This window comes from Terriglobus sp. YAF25 (assembly GCF_052113305.1).
GTDB lineage: Bacteria > Acidobacteriota > Terriglobia > Terriglobales > Acidobacteriaceae > Terriglobus.
In genome coordinates, this window is record NZ_JBFRCY010000163.1 from 1 (window position 1) to 16,911 (window position 16,911).

Sequence of the window (16,911 nt, forward strand, 5' to 3'; positions counted from 1 at the left end):
GCGAAGAGCACCGCGAAGGAGTAGTTGCGCCGGCTCGTATTGGCGCCAAGAGGAGTATCCATGATTCGTGACACACGCGCCCTCCTGCYAACGTTGTCTTTCATTCTGGCGGGTGCAGCGGCCACCCACGCCTCCGATCCGTCCATATCGTCGGCGCTGCCACCGGCCAATCCGCTCAAGGCCAGAATCACGAACGGCATCGTCACGGCGAAGCTCTATCTGCCCAGCGCAGACAAAGGCTACTACCGCTCGACGCGTTTCGACTGGTCGGGAGCCATCTACAGTCTCACTTATAAAGGGCACGAGTACTACGGTCCGTGGTACGACAAGATCGATCCGACGGTCATCAACTGGGTCCACCGCGATGGACTGGTCGTGTCCGGGCCGTGCAGCGCGCTCATGGGGCCGGCGAATGAATTCCAGAAGCCGCTTGGGTTCGACGATGCCAGGACCGGCGGCACCTTCATCAAGATCGGTGTCGGCGTGCTGCGCAAGGATGACGGCCCTTACAACAGCTATAAGCCATACCCTGTGCTCAACCCGGGAAAGTGGACCATCCGCAAGTCGCGCAATCAGATCGTCTTTACGCAGGAGCTCTCCGACCCCGACTCGGGCTACGGCTATATCTATCGCAAGACGGTGCGTCTGGAAAAAGGCAAGCCCGAGCTGACCATCGAGCATAGCCTCAAGAACACCGGCAAACTCGTCATTGACTCCAATGTCTACAATCATAATTTTGTCGTGCTCGACCATCGGCCTCCAGGCCCGGACTTCACCTTCCGCGTGCCGTTCTCGATCCACATTGCACCTCCGGCACCCGGTCGTCCTCCGCGCGTCAATAACTTCACAGTGGTGCGCGACAATCAGATCGTCTACCTCAAGCCGCTCTCCGGCGTAGACGAGGCGGTCGTCGCCATCCAGGGCTTCGGCGACTCCGCCAAGGACAATGAGGTCGTGATGGAGAACAAGAAGGTCGGCGCAGGCCTGAAAATCTCGAACGATCGCCCGCTCAGTCGCGAGCTCCTGTGGTCCATCCGTACAGTCCTCGCCGTTGAGCCGTACATTGCCATCAACGTACAGCCAGGCAATGAAATCACTTGGACAGACACGATCGACTACTACACAATGACAGGGGCTCGGTAGAGCTGGTTCATTCCAGACTCGGAGCTATTGCGTAATATGCAAATACAATAGCGCTTTACACAACAGTTACGGCACTGTAGGCTGACTGCTGTGCAAATTTGTCAACGTTGGAGTAAACGTTTTTTTTGAATACTTTTCACCAGCATGCGTTCCCGCTTGGCAAGGGATCGCGTTCAAGTGGGTTGACTACTTTGGCTTTTACAGATGGCACTGGCGTACCGCTACAACAACGGACCATAAGGAAATATTCAAGTAAACGTTTCTCCAGAAAAGCTATTCGACTTGCCTCTCTTCCGTGCGGGAGAAAAGCAGGTTCTGGATAGGTGACGAGGACGCCGAAGTGCCCCTGAGGAAGTTCGATATGTGGAAGTTGGTCGACTGTACAGCAGTCGTAACGATCTTTGGCATGGCCTTCTTAGCTCCTTCTGCGAAGGCAAACAGAAACTTCGTACCGGACTGGACCTTTCAGGGGTCATCGCTGGCGCAGTTCCACACGCTTGGCGACGTCGATTGGCATGCAGAGAACGGCGAGATTGTGGGTGTTCCRCGTAGTCCGGCAGGCGGCTGGCTCATCATGGATAGGCCACTTCAGGACACGCAGTTCGCTGCGACCTTTCGCTGCACCGGCGGTTGCAAGGCGGGGGTGCTGTTGCGCACGCAGACGACGACGGACGGAATTCATGGCGCATACGTGGCACTTCCGGATGGGCAAAACCCCGCAGGTAGCTTTGCCTTGAAGCTTGATGCGCAGGGTCGCGAGCTTTCACGGGAACCGCTCAAACCTGCAGGCGGCATGGTGCGTGTTATGACCCCGCCCACGGCGCCGCGCACTTCGCCTCCGGCGCGGCCGGGTGGCGGTCCAATGCGTTTTCCCGGCAACGGTCTTCCGCCAGGTTCGCCCTACACGCGGCCGGACTACTCCTACCATCCTGGCGAATGGACGCCACTGGAGATCATCCTCGATGCCAACATCATGCGCGTATGGCTGCACGATGGACCGGAGGGTGGGACAGCTAACGGTGAGGCCGATGAYGATGTAGCGTCGTTTGGTCCGGTGGCGTTTTACGTTGGCGGCACTGGGGAGATACGTTTCAAAAACGTAGAGTTCAAGGACCTGGGACGGCGCGTTCTGCAAGGCGAGCAAATCTCCAGCCGATTCCGCATGCAGCACATCAACGACTTTTATTACGGGTGGTCGGCGACGGCCGCCGATGTCAACCACGACGGCGTTCTCGATATCATCTCCGGTCCGTTCTATTATCTTGGTCCGGACTACAAGATTTCCCGCGAGATCTTTCTTAGCAAGACGTCCGATGTGACCTCGCAGCTTACACCCAACATGGTGAACTTTGCGTATGACTACACCGGCGACGGTTGGCCGGACCTGCTGGTCTCAAAAGGCAGGGCCATGTCGCTCTATGTGAATCCGAAGGGTGAGCTTCGGCGATGGGACCGATATGATGTGCTGCCCACCGTATGGGGCGAGGTCGTCGCCTTCAAGGATGTCAACGGAGACGGTATACCGGATGCCGTCTACGTTGGCGGTGGTTACGTGTGTTGGGCTACTCCCGATCCCAAAAATCCAACGGAGCCTTGGATCGTGCACAAGGTATCTGAGGAAGGCTATAACGTCCCCGCGCWGCATGGCATCGGCGTGGGAGACATAAACAGCGATGGCCGTATGGACATCGTCTCTCCGCACGGCTGGTGGGAACAGCCGCCAACCGGAACGCCCGAGAGACCATGGCCCTACCATCCCGCGGAGTTGGGGCGCTGGCCACGCGCCGGGGGTAGTGTAGGCGGCGCGGAGATGGCTGTATATGACGTCAATGGAGACGGGCTCAACGACGTCGTCACCAGCCTGGAGGCTCATGGATGGGGGATCGCCTGGTTTGAACAAACGCATGACAAAAACGGCACGATCTCTTTTGTCAAGCACATGATCATAGACGACTACTCCACAAAGAACGTCGGCGACGTGACGTTCTCCGAGCCGCATGGAGCAACGATCGCCGATGTGGACGGTGATGGTATTCCCGATTTCATTGTGGGTAAGCGCGTTTTCTCGCACCAGGAGAGCTATACAGATCCAGACCCGTTTGGGCCGGCGGTGCTGTACTGGTTCCGCACGATGCGCAACCCGAATGCCCCCGGACGGGCCGAGTTTAAGCCTGAGCTGATTCACAACCGATCTGGCGCAGGGTCTACGATCCTGGCGACCGATCTGAATAACGATGGCGCTGTCGATATCGTCACGTCGACCAATCGAGGAACCTTTATCTTCTGGGGCAAACCGAAAGCAAGAACCAGGAGGTGATTTCAGGATGGGGAGAGAGAATATGTTGTGCTTTGGCTGCTTCGTCAAAGGATTAGCCGGGATCGTCATCATTGCAGCCGTTGGCGCAAATGCACAGCAGTCCGCAAGTGCACAGCAGTCTAAGACCGGCTGGACAGACTACCTGGGCGGTCCGGACAGCTCGCACTTTTCCCCTTTGAAGCAGATAACGCCAGCCAACATCAGCAAGCTCGAAATGGCATGGAACTTTCCGGCAGGCGACGGCAACTACACCTTCAGTCCATTAGTGGCCACAAACGGCTTCCTTTATGCCATCGATGCGCTTAGCGGCAAGGATATCGACTCGTTCGCCGACCACGGGCGGCTGGACCTGAAAACAGGCATCGATCGCACGCCGGTCTCTCTGGGCTCCAGAACCCCGGGAAGGACATTCGGAAATTTGATCATCCTCGGCAGTTTCCCCGGGGAAGGATACCTCGCGCCTCCCGGGGATATTCGCGCATTCGATATTCAAACGGGCAAGCTGGCCTGGATCTTTCACACCATCCCACGTCCTGGCGAGAGGGGCTTCGAGACATGGCCGAAGGATGGGTACAAATACCTGGGTGGCGTAGACGTGTGGGGCGAGTTCACCATAGACGAGAAGCGCGGCATCGTCTATTTCCCGGTCTCATCGACGAAATACGAGTTATATGGCGGCGACCGGCATGGGAATAATTTATTCGCGGATAGCCTGCTGGCTCTCGACGCGCGTACCGGCAAGTATCTGTGGCACTTCCAGACGGTTCATCATGACGTGTGGGACTACGACCCCAACCAGGCGCCACAGTTAGTCACGGTCCGTCATAACGGCAAGATGGTCGACATCGTCGCTCTTGCTTCGAAGAACGGATTCCTCTATGTCTTTGACCGCGTCACGGGCAAGCCTCTCTGGCCAATCGTCGAGCGCCCAGTGCCCCAGTCTGACCTGCCCGGCGAGCGGACGTCGCCTACGCAGCCCTTTCCCACGGTGGTGCCGCCGTTTGCCCGCCAGAGTATGACTGTCAATGACCTATACACCGGCTTTATGACGCCCGAAGAGGCAGTCTGGTGGAAGGACAGAATCTCCAAGGCAAAGGGTGGCTTATTCACTCCGCCCAGCGATAAGTACGAGACCATTCAGATTCCCAGCGTCACCGGCGGAGCGGCGTTCTTCGGCAGCGGCGCAGATGCAGCTAAGGGCATGGTCTTTATCGAGACCAGAAACCTGCCTTCAATTCTCAAGATGGTGCCGGCTGGGGAGTCTACGTCTGCCAACAACGGTGGACTGATCCCGGGAAGGATTGCCTCGGCTGCGCCCCGGCCGACTTCAACCATCGCCGGGGGAGCGGCTATGCAGGCAAGGCTGGGCCGAACCATCTATGAGCAGACCTGCCTGGTCTGCCATGGTCCGGATCTGAAAGGAGACCGCGGTCCTGCGCTCGACACAGTCGTTAGCAGGCTCGGTCCGGAAGGAGTGAGCACGATCATCACCCATGGACGAGGCTCAATGCCGGCATTTTCTTCCATTCCAGCGCAGGGCGTCACCGATGTGGTCGCGTTCCTGCAACAGCCGGATCTGGCACCCCCGGGAACGGGAATCGGCGGGAATTCTTTCACGGAACGCATCGAACCCGATTATCCCTCTGACCTGAATCCGAAGCCACAACGGTACAAGACTGGGTACGGGCAGGAGGGATACATCATCACGCCGCCCTGGAGCACGATCACTGCCTACGATCTGAATACCGGCAATATCGCGTGGCAGACGCCCTATGGCGATATGCCACAGGCCGGTCCAAGTGATCGCCTACGCGGCAATATCTTTCCCAAGAGCGGATTTGTTGTACTCGCATCCGGACTGGTCGTCTTCGTGGATAACCAGGGAATGCTCTACGCCCTTGACCAGAAGACCGGCAAGGTCATCTTCAGCAAGAAGGTGCCCAATGGCGGAGTGGGTGTTCCGGCTGTGTATGAGGTGAATGGTCGCGAATACATTTTGTTCGCTCTCACTGCAGGCCCAGCATTCTCGCAGGGGGGCAGGATGGCTCCTGGCGGAGTCAATCCGCCCGCAGGACAGAAGAGCTACGTCGCCTTCGCCCTCTCTCAATAAGAAGGCGCCTTAGAGTCCCATTACGTATATAGGCGGCTTCTCGGGCGCGCCTCAATAAATCGATAGGAGCTTTCTCAATGAATCCGCTACGACTGTTATCTCAGGGGAAGGTATTGAAAAGAACTCCTGGTTCTGCGGTCTCATCCCTGCTTGCCCTACTCCTTCTCGCTGGAACATCCGCCGCTTTCGCCGATAACTCCCGTCTTCCGGACGGCACCGAGTTCCCGACATGGGAGAAGCCGCTCCACTTCACGAAGACCTACTACGTCGACGCAAATGCCAGGAATGCAACCGACAGTGGGCCGGGTACAAAGGAGCGTCCGTTCCGCACGATTGACCATGCAGCACAGGTGCTCCAGCCGGGTGAACATGTCATCATCGCCGGCGGAGTTTACCGCGAGGCGATCCGCCCGGCGCGGGGAGGCACGGGGCCCGACGCGATGATCAGTTACGAAGCGGCGCCCGGAGCGGATGTCGTTGTATCAGGCGCGACCGTGACGGAAGGATGGCAGCCCAGCGAGGGCTGGAACATCGGCCCGGACCGGGAGACGAATCAGCCTGTGAAGGCATACCAGCTTCACCTTGACCCCAAGCTGTTCCCGCTTGGGTATAACCCGTTCGCTCTCGACAATGTGACCGACGATCGGTACTGGATCAATTACGCCAAGGACAATATGTGGAACTACTTCCGGCGGCGGGGTCTGGTCTTTGTGGATGGCAAGCCGCTCGAGCAGGTGGAATCGCCATCGGCCCTCGCGGGGCTTTCGGCGCGCTCGCTGAGCTTCTTCAGCGACATCCGCTGGACACCGTTGTTCCAGGAGTTTTCGCCCTATGCCGGGAAAGTGTGGGTCGAGTCAGACGGACTGACATTGCATATCCGGCTGGCAAATGACGATGACCCGGCGAAGCACGTGATCGAGATCACGAACGAGGAGTCGGTGTTCTCTCCCGCGAAGCCGTACCAGTCGTATATCCGGGTGAAGGGCATCAAGTTTCGGTATGCCGGAAACAGTTACCCAAACCCGCAGCGAGGGCTGGTTTCGACCAATCACGGCAACCACTTCATCTTTGAAGACAATTCTTTCGAGTGGGCCAATAGTGTGGGGCTCGATATCGGTGACGTTGATTGGGCCGCGGCGCGGCCGCCGCAGCCAGTTGGTTTCGACGTTGTCCGCCACAACGTCTTCCGGTACTGCGGAATCGAAGGGCTCGGCGGAACGGGTGGTCCACAGAATGTGCTGGTGGAGAAGAACCTGTTTGAGTGGATCGGCTGGCAGGATGCCGCCCGACTGTCGGAGTCCGGCGGGACGAAGATGCATCGAACGCGGAATCTGCTGTTCCGAAATAACGTGGTGCGGCACATCCGGCATGCCAACGGCATCTGGCTCGATATCGGCAACACAAATGATCGGCTCACGGGGAACATCTTTGCCGACATCCCCGGCGACGTGAATCCACACGCAATTCAAATCGAGGGCAGCGATGCGCTGAACGAGATTGACAACAATATCTTCGACCACCTCACCGGCGGAGTTCTGATCCGCGACACAAACCACGTCATCATCGCGTACAACCTGTTCGTGGACTGCGTCAAGGTATGCATCGATACAGYGTCAGGCCTCGGCGCACCGCGGCCAATCAACGGCCACACCAATGACGCGCACGACCTGAGAGTCTTCGGAAATGTGTTCTCGGGCATCGGCCAGTCGGCCATCGAGTTTAACAACCCACGCAACACCGCGGATGGAAACGTCTACGGCTTCGCCCCGGGCCGGCGGGCGGGAATGCAGCCCTACCTGCGTGTGAAATTCCCCGATCCGCCGGAGTGGGACAACCTGGAGTCCTGGCGCGATCAGCACGATTGGGACAAGACGGGAGCTACGGCCGAGGTCGCAACGACGTTCAACCCTGACACTCTCCAGCTGAGCGTGGCGGTGAAGGGCGATGTGAAGGCTCTACCGGTGTACGGCGGAATCGATGTGGACTTCTACGGCCACCCAATCACTGAGACGAACCGGATGCCCGGGCCTTTCGCTGATCTAACAGCTACAGCAGGTTCACGAGTCATCGACCCACGCTAATCAGAGCCATTCGAAAGGGGGTATTCAGGAAACGTTTCCCCGTAAGTTTTTGCTCAAATGCCTTCCACGATCGGCAGAGCCAAGGAGATGAAAAAACAGAGTTTCTCTACTCAAACGGAATGATGTGGTTGACCGAATTGCGCTGACGTAGGTATTGTTTTGGCGCCGTAAATCTATACAAATCGCTGTTCGACCGCGTTCTCTGGAATGCTTACGGTCGCCACAGCAGATTTTTAGAGCTGAGAAGGATCGAACAATGGCAAATCTCTCCAGAAGATCAATGCTGAAGCACGGCGGCCTGGCCGCACTGGGTTCTCTGGGAACGTTTTCTCTGCCGGCGCTTTCACAGGCTATCCAGGCGAGCAGTTCTCCATTCAAACGTCCCAGGCTCAAGATCACCGATGTTCGAACGGCACAGGTCAATGTGCATGGTCCGCAGACGCATGTCCGCATTTACACCGATGCGGGACTGATAGGTCAGGGAGAAACGACTGACGCGGCCGTTGGGTCCGCTGCACTGATTCGGAGCTTCCGGCGCGGCCTGGTAGGGCAGGATCCGCTGAATGTCGAAGCACTTTGGGAGAGGATTCGTACCTCCGGAGTGTTCGCCGGCGCACAGGGTGGCCAATACACTACCGCTCTTACCGGAGTTGAGATCGCTCTGTGGGACCTGGCCGGCAAGGCGCTTGGTCTGCCGGTCTACCAGCTGCTCGGTGGGAAGTTCAGAGACAAGATCCGTATTTACTGTGACTCCGGACGGGACGATGTCCTCACCCCCGGATCGGAGAAGAAGATTGACTGGATCAAGTCACAGGGTTTCACCGCGATGAAGGTCGATCTGGACGACGCCGCCGACCCAAACCGTTTCGACCGCGTCAACTGGACAGCGAACAACGCCGAGATCGATCGCATGGTGAAGTGGGTCGAGCACGTCAAGGGCATGATTCCCGCAAGCATGGACTTCGCATGCGATATGCACGGGCGTTACGATGCGCCGACCGGAAAGAAGGTCGCGAAGGTATTGGRGCCCTTCCGTTTGCTCTGGCTGGAAGAGCCTGTTCCGCCTGAAGATATCGATGCTCTGGTGGATATTCGGCACTCGACAACCACGCCTATCTGCGTTGGCGAGAACATCTACATGCGCTGGGGATACAAAGCGATCTTTGAGAAGCGTGCGGCGGACATCATCATGCCCGACATCCAGAAGGCAGGCGGTCTGGCCGAGGCAAAAAAAATCGCCGACATGTCTCATGCCTACGAGATCCCGTTCGCTCCCCACTGTGTCGTTTCGCCCATCGGCCAGATGGCTTCGGCACACGTCTGCGCCTCTGTCCCCAACTTCCTTGTCTGTGAGTGGCACTGGATCGACAACCTGGACACCTGGAAGAGCTTCGTCCAGGAAGGCGAAAYCATTCAGAAGGGATACATCACGGTCACTGACAAGCCAGGTCTGGGTGTGGAGATGAATGAGGAAGCAGCGAAGAAGGTACAGATCCCCAACACGCCATGGTTCGAAGCGGGCATGTAGCCCAAGGAGTAATGACTCGCATGTATGCAACAAAAAAGTTGATAAGCGGCGCATCTGTGGTGCTTTGCGTTCTAATCGCGGCAGCGCCTATCGTTAGAGGACAGGAGGGCTTCTTCACTCCGGAGGATGTCATCAAGTACACGCCGGAATGGAAAGGGGAGCGCTTTCCTGACGGACGGCCCAAGGTGCCCGACAGCATCTTGGACCGTATGAAGAACGTCACACTGGAAGAGGCCTGGGCAACGCTTCGCTCAGCCAATTTCAATCACGAGTACGAGGACGGTTGGTTTGTCATTCATCCCGACCAGGTGCTGGTAGGAAGAGCTTTGACTGCAGTGTGGATGCCCGGCCGGCCAGACATCCAGAAGGTGATCGAAGAGGACCAGAAGGGCAAGCGCAAGGGAGCCATGAACGCTTGGCCTGTCGATATGCTTCAACCGCGAGACGGCTATGTTGCCGATCACTTTGGGCTGAAAGCGGACGGGCCGTCAATCGGCGATAACGTCGGCAATGCCATCTATTCCCCCACAGTTGGCGGAGAGAGTCGTAAAGGATTCGGAACGTACACGCTTGCGGGACACTTTTGGACATCAACGCCTGAACGAAAAGAAATACACCGCCGGCCAGATCGATACTCGATGGACTCCTGAGATCGAGCAGGACTATCGTGGGTGGCTAAAACAAAACGAAGATCATCTGCCCGTGGCCAGACAGCAGATTGAGGAGATTCTGAAGGAGTCGCCCCCTCCCAACCAGTGAGGAGGCTATGGTATACGATGCCTCTTCTGGCGAAAGCTTGAGATTTTCCGTTGTAAGTGCTCTACGGCGTATGCTGATCTGAGCGACTCGACCTATAGAAGCGAATGATGCAATCAAAGCTCTCACGACGACAGATGCTTCAGCGAATCGGAGGCCTGGGACTCGCGGCCGCGACTCCGAACGTATTCGCCACGCAAGCGGCGGCGACTCAGAGGCAATCGCTCAATCCTGTTCCGTCGCCTGTGGCCCGGCAGGTGACATCATTCGCGCTGCATGATGTGGAGCTAATGCCTGGGCCATTCTTCCAGGCACGGCTTCGTAGCCAGCAGTATTTACTCACGCTTGAACCAGATCGCATGCTCCATACCTTCCGCGTGAACGCTGGTTTGCCGCCGAAGGCAGAGGTGTATGGCGGCTGGGAATCGAATTCAACATGGGCCGACATCCACTGCCAGGGCCATACGCTGGGCCATTACCTCTCCGGCTGTGCGCTTATGTTTGGCGCTACACAAGACGCTCGCTTCAAGCAGCGGACTGACTACATCGTCTCCGAGTTACGCGACTGTCAGACCGCCAGCAAGTCCGGTCTGATCACCGCGTTCCCTGAAGGCAACTCCCTGATGGATACCGTCCTCAGTGAAGGGAAGTACACTGGCGTTCCCTGGTACACCCTTCATAAGATCTACGCTGGCCTGCGCGATGCCTGCCTATATACGAACAACCCCACGGCAAGGGAAGTGCTGGTTCGATTCTGCGACTGGGCCGTCACCGCGACTTCTCCGCTCACTGACGCGCAGTTTCAGAAGATGCTCGAGAGTGAGCATGGCGGCATGAACGAGGTGCTTGCCGACGCCTACGCTATGACCGGTGATGCCCGGTATCTCTCACTTGCAAACCGCTTCTGCCACCAGAGCATCCTTATCCCTCTGGCCAAGAACCGTGACTATCTCGACGGTCTCCATGCCAATACACAAATCCCGAAGATCATCGGCTTCCGCAGGCTCTACCAGGAGACGGGGCAGAAGGACTATCAAGTCGCGTCCGAGTTCTTCTGGAAGACGGTCGTGAACACGCGTTCTTTCGTGAACGGAAACCACGGGGACGACGAGCACTTCTTTCCGCCGGCAAAGTTCAGCGAGCATGTTTTCTCAGCGAAAGCCTCCGAGACCTGCTGTGAATACAACATGCTCAAGCTGACGAAGATGTTGTTCGAAGATAGTCCCTCCGCGGCCTACGCGGACTTCTACGAGCGTGCTCTCTACAACGACATTCTTGCATCGCAAGACCCGGACACAGGAATGGTGACCTACTTCCAGGGGAACCGCCCGGGATACATGAAGCTCTACTGCACTCCCATTGATTCGTTCTGGTGCTGCACAGGTTCAGGCATGGAGAACCATGCGAAGTACAACGAGTCCATCTACTTCAAGAGCGAGGACGCGGTATACGTCAATCTCTTCATCCCTTCCACCGTTCGCCTGCGGCCAGGAGTATCGCTTGCACAGACGACGCAATTTCCCGAGCAGCCTGGCACGAAGCTGCAGTGGAAGACCGACGCACCGATCCACTTCAGGATGAAGATACGGCATCCCTACTGGTGTAAGAGAGCCACGGTCAAAATCAACGGCAAGGTGGTTCTCWAATCCAGCGATGCGAGCTCCTATATGGAGTTGGACCGCGAGTGGCACAACGGGGATTTAGTAGAGGTCGATCTTCCAATGCACATGCGAGCAGTCGCGCTACCCGGCGAGGAGCGGATCATTGCATTCGTATACGGCCCTGTCCTCCTGGCAGGAGCGCTGGGCCGCGAGGGCATCTCCACGGGCAGTGATCTGAATATCAATGAGAGGCTCTACGGCAGTGTCCTCAATACGCCGTTCACGCCGCCAACCTTTTCAGGCGACCCGCACGATCTTGTGAGACAAGCAAAACCCGCTGGGGAGGCCCTCCACTTCGACATCCCAGCGAGTGGATCTGATACGAAGATCCGTCTGAAGCCTTACTACAAGATCGCGCACGAGAGATACGCAACCTACTGGAAGGTCTCCCCGGAAACTTCGGCGGTATAGGCTACGTCTTCCAGCCGCACTCAGGCAAAATCGCGAGGGAGCAGCTTCTCCGAGATGAAAACGTCGCTCCACGACTCTTTCGGGATATCCAGTTACGGGAAAATTGCTCTATTCGTAGCAGGCGCGATCAGGAAGCAAGAAATAGGAGCATAATCGCAAAATGTTGTAACCTTTCGCGGTAGCATTCCTCCTAATGGCATCGCCAAGCAGGAGAGTTGTGCCGTGCGTCAACATTTCATAATCTCAAGTATCTTCCCCGCAGTTCGATCCAATCCATCGGCTAAGTCTGTCCTGTCGCTTCTTTTCGCCTTTCTCGTGAGTGGGGTGTCTTTCGCGCAAACCCCTGCGATCGGGACGAAGGCGCCCGACTTTACGCTCTCCACGCCTTCCGGAAAAGCCGTGACGATGTCATCCGAACGGGAAGGGAAAAGTCTTGTACTCGTGGTATTACGGGGATATCCGGGATATGACTGTCCTTTCTGTGTGCAGCAAGTCCATGATTTCATCCTTCATGGAGCTGATTTTGCAGCGAAGGGCACTCGAGTACTCCTCGTCTATCCTGGACCGCCGGCTGCCCTGGACCAACACGCGAAAGCATTTCTGGAGAAGCAGGCCAATCTTCCAGACAACGTCGTTCTAGTGGTCGACCCGGACTATAGGATGACCAATCTCTACGGTCTCAGGTGGGCTGCCCCCCATGAGACTGCGTACCCATCCACGTTCATCCTGGACATGAAGGGAATAGTCGTTTTCGAGAAGATCAGTCATGGGCATGGCGATCGGCTGTCGGCCCAGGAAACGCTGGAACATTTACCTAAGCAGTAGACATAGAATCCAGACATGCTCAACGAAGAGACACGATTGGCTCTATACGACACGGCTCGTTTCGTGTTGGAAATCGACAAATTGAAGGGCGTACTCCGAAAGGTTAAGCCTATCGGGCAAGATCGTTACGAGAACACGGCAGAGCATAGTTGGCAGATTGCGGCATTCGCTCTTTCGATGGCCAGGAGTTTGGCCTATCCGATTCAGGTTGATCGCGTATTGGCTATGCTGCTGGTCCATGACATCGGAGAGATCGATGCCGGGGACAAGTTCGTCTTCGCAGACGACGGTTGGGAAGAGCGCAAGCTGGCAGAACTCCGAGCGGTGGAGAGGATCTTTGGCCTGGCGCCGCCAAATGTTGCCACAACATTCCTCGATCTATGGAAGGAGTTCGAAGCCGGTGAAACGCCGGAGGCCAAATTCGCGAAGGCGATCGATCGGAGCATGCCCGTTTTGTTGAACCTATCCAACGGTGGCGGAAGCTGGGTGGAAAACGGCGTGAGCTACCAACGCGTTGTGAGTCGAATTCAACCTGAGATTGAAAATGGGTGTCCGGAGCTATGGACGTATCTGAAGGCTGAACTGGATAAAGCGCGAGGTAGCGGCTTCTTTGCAATTGGGAGCAAATAGAACATTTCCCTATTGGTGGGTACCTTCGAAGGGCGTGGAACGCGTCTTGGAGTCACATATGAGGCGAGGCTGAGAGCTTGGCTAGCCCTGACTCTGTACAACGCTGATGCGCCCCAATCTTTTGAGGCGCGTCAGCAGATGGCCTGACGAAAGAAGAAGCGGAGCGCCGTTAGCATCGCAGCAGTCCGGGATCCATTAAGAATGCACCGTTTCGTTTATAGCTTCTCAGCCAGGATGTCGATGGTTTTGATGTCTGGCGATGTGACGAAAAGTTCCTCGGCACGAGCAAAGAGCGCCTTCGCCACTTCTCCGCCAATATGTGCCGTACGCCCTTGCTCATCTTCGAACGTGTCGAAGATGCCGAAAGTGGCCGAGGCAATCTTGAACGCGTACCAGGCGGTTGTACCCGCTTCCGCCCGGACCAGCGGGACTGCCGATTTCAGGAAGGCTTCCACCTCCGCCTCTTTTCCCGGGCGCGCCTGTAATGTGGCCAGTAAGCCGAACTTGGTCATCATGGTTCTCCAATTATTAAGCAACAACTCGCCGCTGTCTCATGTGGCGCCCAGTACGGGCTTGCTTTGAACACCCATGAAGCAGCAACGGTTCGTTAGAGCCGCTAGATAGCCAAAGGTTACAAGGGAGATTGTGTGTCTCCTGGCCGTCCTTCGGTTTCCGGCTCAGATCATTACAGTCAGACACAATTCGAGCGTCCTATGCCTCCTTCCACTCTGGCGACTTGTGCCGGAGCCGCACGGCTTTCGGAGACTGATGGGATTCCATGTAGCGCCCGATGAGCGATCCTTTTCTTCGAGAAAAAAATAAAGATAAATACGTTTTTATAGGTTGACTAAGGATGGTGCCGTTCTTTAAGTTTTGGTCGCAAACTTTATCCGCTGCTTTGCGTGATTGAAAACGCGCTCTGGGAACAAACACGAGGTTCTCCCGCATCGGCAACAAGGTACGGTTGCTACGCACAGTGAGCTGAAGGGTAGCAAAGGAGAAGTCGTTTGGCGGAAAACAATCCAGTAAAGAGCAAGCAGCTTTCGATCGATCGTCGGCAGTTCCTGGAATGCGCTGTGGGTGCGACAGCCATGTTTGTCCTCGGCAGGTACGGGTTTGCGCAGAATCAGACTGCTGAAGGCGACGACCGCCTACCGGACGGCTCAGTGTACGTCTCGTGGGAGCAGCCTCTGAAGTTCTCGAAGACATACTACGTCGACAATGGTTCTGCTCATGCCAGTGACAACGGTCCTGGCACTGAGGCGAAACCTTTCCGCACCATCAACAAGGCCGCTCAGGTGCTGCAGCCTGGCGAGCGCGTGGTGATTGCCGCTGGAACATATCGCGAGTGCGTGAAGCCGGCGCGTGGGGGAACGAGCCCGGACAAGATGATCAGCTACGAGGCTGCTCCCGGAGCGAAGGTTTACATCAAGGGATCAGAGGTGGTGAAGGACGGATGGACGCAGGACCCGGCGGTCGCTTTTGGCCGGCCTGGCGCCACGCCTCCTCCTCCGCAGGCACCTACATGGGGATTCCAGCTAACGGGAGCGATGTTCCCGGATGCCTACAATCCGTTTGCGCTGGCCAGCGTTGCCGGCGACCGCGTCTGGTTGGACACCAAGGCCGTGGACATGGGGCCATACTTCCGCCGCCGTGGTCTGGTGTTTGCGGACGGCAAGCCATTGGAGCCGGTGGAGCTGCAGCGTGAGCTGGTGAGCCCGAACCTGCCTGGGCCGCCGCCGCCGGGAGCACCGCAGTCAATGGCCGGGACGCCGCCGCGTACACGCAACGGACCGATGATGCAGGAGCTTGGTGGAACCAAGGATGACAGGTTCTACACCGATGCGAATGGCCAATCGATCCACATCCGTTTGGCGAGCGGGACACCGGCTGATCACACGATCGAGATCACGACTCGCGAACAGGTGTTTGTCCCCGCGAACCGTGGGACCAGTTACATCCGTTTGAAGGGAATCACCTTCGCGCATGCCGGTAATGGGTTCCCTCTGCCGCAGCGTGGAGCCATGGTGGATACCAATGGTGGAGGACGCTGGGTATTCGAAGACAACACCTTTGAGTGGGCGAATGCTATTGGCCTGGAGATTGGTGGATTGGCCCCAGCAGGCTCGCAGCAGCCTAACAGCGCTCACATCATCCGCAATAACACCTTCCGCTACAACGGCATTGAAGGCGTAGCGGGCATTGGTTCGCGCGACGTGCTGATTGATAACAATTTGTTCGAGTGGAATTGCTGGGCCGATGCGGAACGTGAGTGGGAGTCTGCAGCGGCGAAGTTTCATCGGGCGCAGAACATGATGTTCCGTCGCAATGTGATTCGTCATACCCGCCACGGCAACGGGATCTGGTTGGACAGCGGTGACGTGAACTGCCGCATCACGAGTAATATCTTTGCCGACACGCTGACRGTAAGCGCGGCGATCCACATGGAGATGAACCCGCAGCATAACCAGATTGATAACAACATCATCTGGGACGTGCGCAATGCTGAGCCGGGAACTCCGGGGCAGCGTGGATGCGCGGGTTCGGGCATCTTCATTAACGCGAGCGACAAGATTGTTGTTGCACAGAACCTGATCGGCAAATGCGACAACTCGGGCATCTTTGCGATTGTTCGTCCGGACCGCGCAGGCAGCGGTCTTGCGTCAGAGAACAAGATCAGCAACAACATCTTCTCAACGTTGGGCAAGTCGGGAATCGTGTTTCTCACGGAGAAAAACGAGGCCGACGGCAACGTGTATGCATCGCTGCCGAACGACTTCCAAGGGTTCTTTGCGGGCGAACAGAAACAGTGGTTCAGCCTGGCGGACTGGCGAGCGAAGTATGGCTGGGACAAGAACTCAGTCGTGGCCGATGTGCAGGTGAGCTTCGACCCGGACAAGCTGGAGTTGTCGATCAATAGCCCGCAGCCGTTGCCGAAGGTCAGTGCGATAAATCAGATTGACCACGACATTTTTGGTAAGACGGCGGGGGCAACAAGAGTTGCCGGACCGCTGGCTGATCCGGGATCGAAGCGTGTCTGGAAGGTCGACCCACGCCGCACCCTTGCTTAGACAGAAGGCTTATGTCGGGCGAGATGCTTGTCGCTATAAGCAACGCAGAAGGTTCCGGGATCGAGGTGTTGCCTATTGGCCTGGGGATGGTGCGCTCGGCGCGAGAATCATTTACGCTACCGCGGACCGGCTGTATGCGCTCGACGCAAAGACTGGCTCTCCTATTCCCGCTTTCGGTCAGGATGGGAAGGTGAATCTACGCGATGAGGTCGCGGATAAGTATCCGGATGCGCTCTACACGATCTCATCGCCCGCCGCGATCTACAAGAATCTCGCAATCATCTCACCCTCCACACAGGAGTTTGGCAGCAAAGGTCCTAGTGGTGATCCCCGAGCCTTCGATGTCCGGACCGGGAAGCAGGTCTGGCGCTTCCATAC

At 57.0% G+C, this 16,911-nt stretch carries 11 protein-coding genes and 1 pseudogene; 11 read left to right on the forward strand and 1 reads right to left on the reverse strand.

Annotated elements, in window-relative coordinates; translation table 11 throughout:
• Nucleotides 1-60 precede the first annotated feature (60 nt).
• From AB4043_RS08825 to AB4043_RS08865, 9 genes are all read left to right on the forward strand, one after another.
• Nucleotides 61-1,143: a hypothetical protein gene (locus AB4043_RS08825; protein ID WP_442306880.1), complete on the forward strand. Its 1,083-nt coding sequence runs from the start codon at nt 61-63 to the stop codon at nt 1,141-1,143.
• A 361-nt stretch (nt 1,144-1,504) separates the two neighbouring features.
• The gene (locus tag AB4043_RS08830) at nt 1,505-3,460 is read left to right on the forward strand and encodes an FG-GAP-like repeat-containing protein (RefSeq protein WP_442306881.1); all 1,956 of its coding nucleotides are present in this window, start codon (nt 1,505-1,507) and stop codon (nt 3,458-3,460) included.
• Between the two features lie 7 nt (nt 3,461-3,467).
• Complete coding sequence (locus tag AB4043_RS08835; protein ID WP_442306882.1) at nt 3,468-5,570, forward strand: outer membrane protein assembly factor BamB family protein; 2,103 nt, start codon at nt 3,468-3,470, stop codon at nt 5,568-5,570.
• A gap of 77 nt (nt 5,571-5,647) precedes the next feature.
• Complete coding sequence (locus AB4043_RS08840) at nt 5,648-7,651, forward strand: right-handed parallel beta-helix repeat-containing protein (protein ID WP_442306883.1); 2,004 nt, start codon at nt 5,648-5,650, stop codon at nt 7,649-7,651.
• A gap of 256 nt (nt 7,652-7,907) precedes the next feature.
• On the forward strand, nt 7,908-9,179 hold the full coding sequence (locus AB4043_RS08845) for a mandelate racemase/muconate lactonizing enzyme family protein (protein WP_442306884.1): 1,272 nt from the start codon (nt 7,908-7,910) through the stop codon (nt 9,177-9,179).
• Nucleotides 9,180-9,199: 20 nt separating this feature from the next.
• The gene (locus AB4043_RS08850; protein WP_442306885.1) at nt 9,200-9,829 is read left to right on the forward strand and encodes a hypothetical protein; all 630 of its coding nucleotides are present in this window, start codon (nt 9,200-9,202) and stop codon (nt 9,827-9,829) included.
• A 213-nt stretch (nt 9,830-10,042) separates the two neighbouring features.
• Complete coding sequence (locus AB4043_RS08855; RefSeq protein WP_442306886.1) at nt 10,043-12,007, forward strand: beta-L-arabinofuranosidase domain-containing protein; 1,965 nt, start codon at nt 10,043-10,045, stop codon at nt 12,005-12,007.
• Between the two features lie 324 nt (nt 12,008-12,331).
• Nucleotides 12,332-12,832 carry a peroxiredoxin family protein gene (locus tag AB4043_RS08860; RefSeq protein ID WP_442298973.1) on the forward strand — a complete coding sequence of 167 codons (501 nt, stop codon included), beginning with the start codon at nt 12,332-12,334 and terminating at the stop codon, nt 12,830-12,832.
• Between the two features lie 15 nt (nt 12,833-12,847).
• Nucleotides 12,848-13,462: an HD domain-containing protein gene (locus AB4043_RS08865; protein WP_442298974.1), complete on the forward strand. Its 615-nt coding sequence runs from the start codon at nt 12,848-12,850 to the stop codon at nt 13,460-13,462.
• 215 nt (nt 13,463-13,677) lie between these two features.
• Here the strand turns inward: AB4043_RS08865 and AB4043_RS08870 are convergent, their stop codons facing one another.
• Complete coding sequence (locus AB4043_RS08870; protein ID WP_442298975.1) at nt 13,678-13,977, reverse strand: putative quinol monooxygenase; 300 nt, start codon at nt 13,975-13,977, stop codon at nt 13,678-13,680.
• A 492-nt stretch (nt 13,978-14,469) separates the two neighbouring features.
• Between AB4043_RS08870 and AB4043_RS08875 the strand changes: the two genes are divergently transcribed.
• Nucleotides 14,470-16,533 carry a right-handed parallel beta-helix repeat-containing protein gene (locus AB4043_RS08875; RefSeq protein ID WP_442298976.1) on the forward strand — a complete coding sequence of 688 codons (2,064 nt, stop codon included), beginning with the start codon at nt 14,470-14,472 and terminating at the stop codon, nt 16,531-16,533.
• Nucleotides 16,496-16,911: pseudogene (locus AB4043_RS08880) on the forward strand (hypothetical protein); the annotation flags it as partial. The gene AB4043_RS08875 and the pseudogene AB4043_RS08880, both read left to right, overlap by 38 nt.

Coding starts and splice junctions, on each gene's coding strand:
- AB4043_RS08850 (WP_442306885.1), top strand. CDS start 9,200: ATGTATGCAACAAAAAAGTTGATAAGCGGCGCATCTGTGGTGCTTTGC.
- AB4043_RS08870 (WP_442298975.1), bottom strand. CDS start 13,977: ATGATGACCAAGTTCGGCTTACTGGCCACATTACAGGCGCGCCCGGGA.
- AB4043_RS08835 (WP_442306882.1), top strand. CDS start 3,468: ATGGGGAGAGAGAATATGTTGTGCTTTGGCTGCTTCGTCAAAGGATTA.
- AB4043_RS08865 (WP_442298974.1), top strand. CDS start 12,848: ATGCTCAACGAAGAGACACGATTGGCTCTATACGACACGGCTCGTTTC.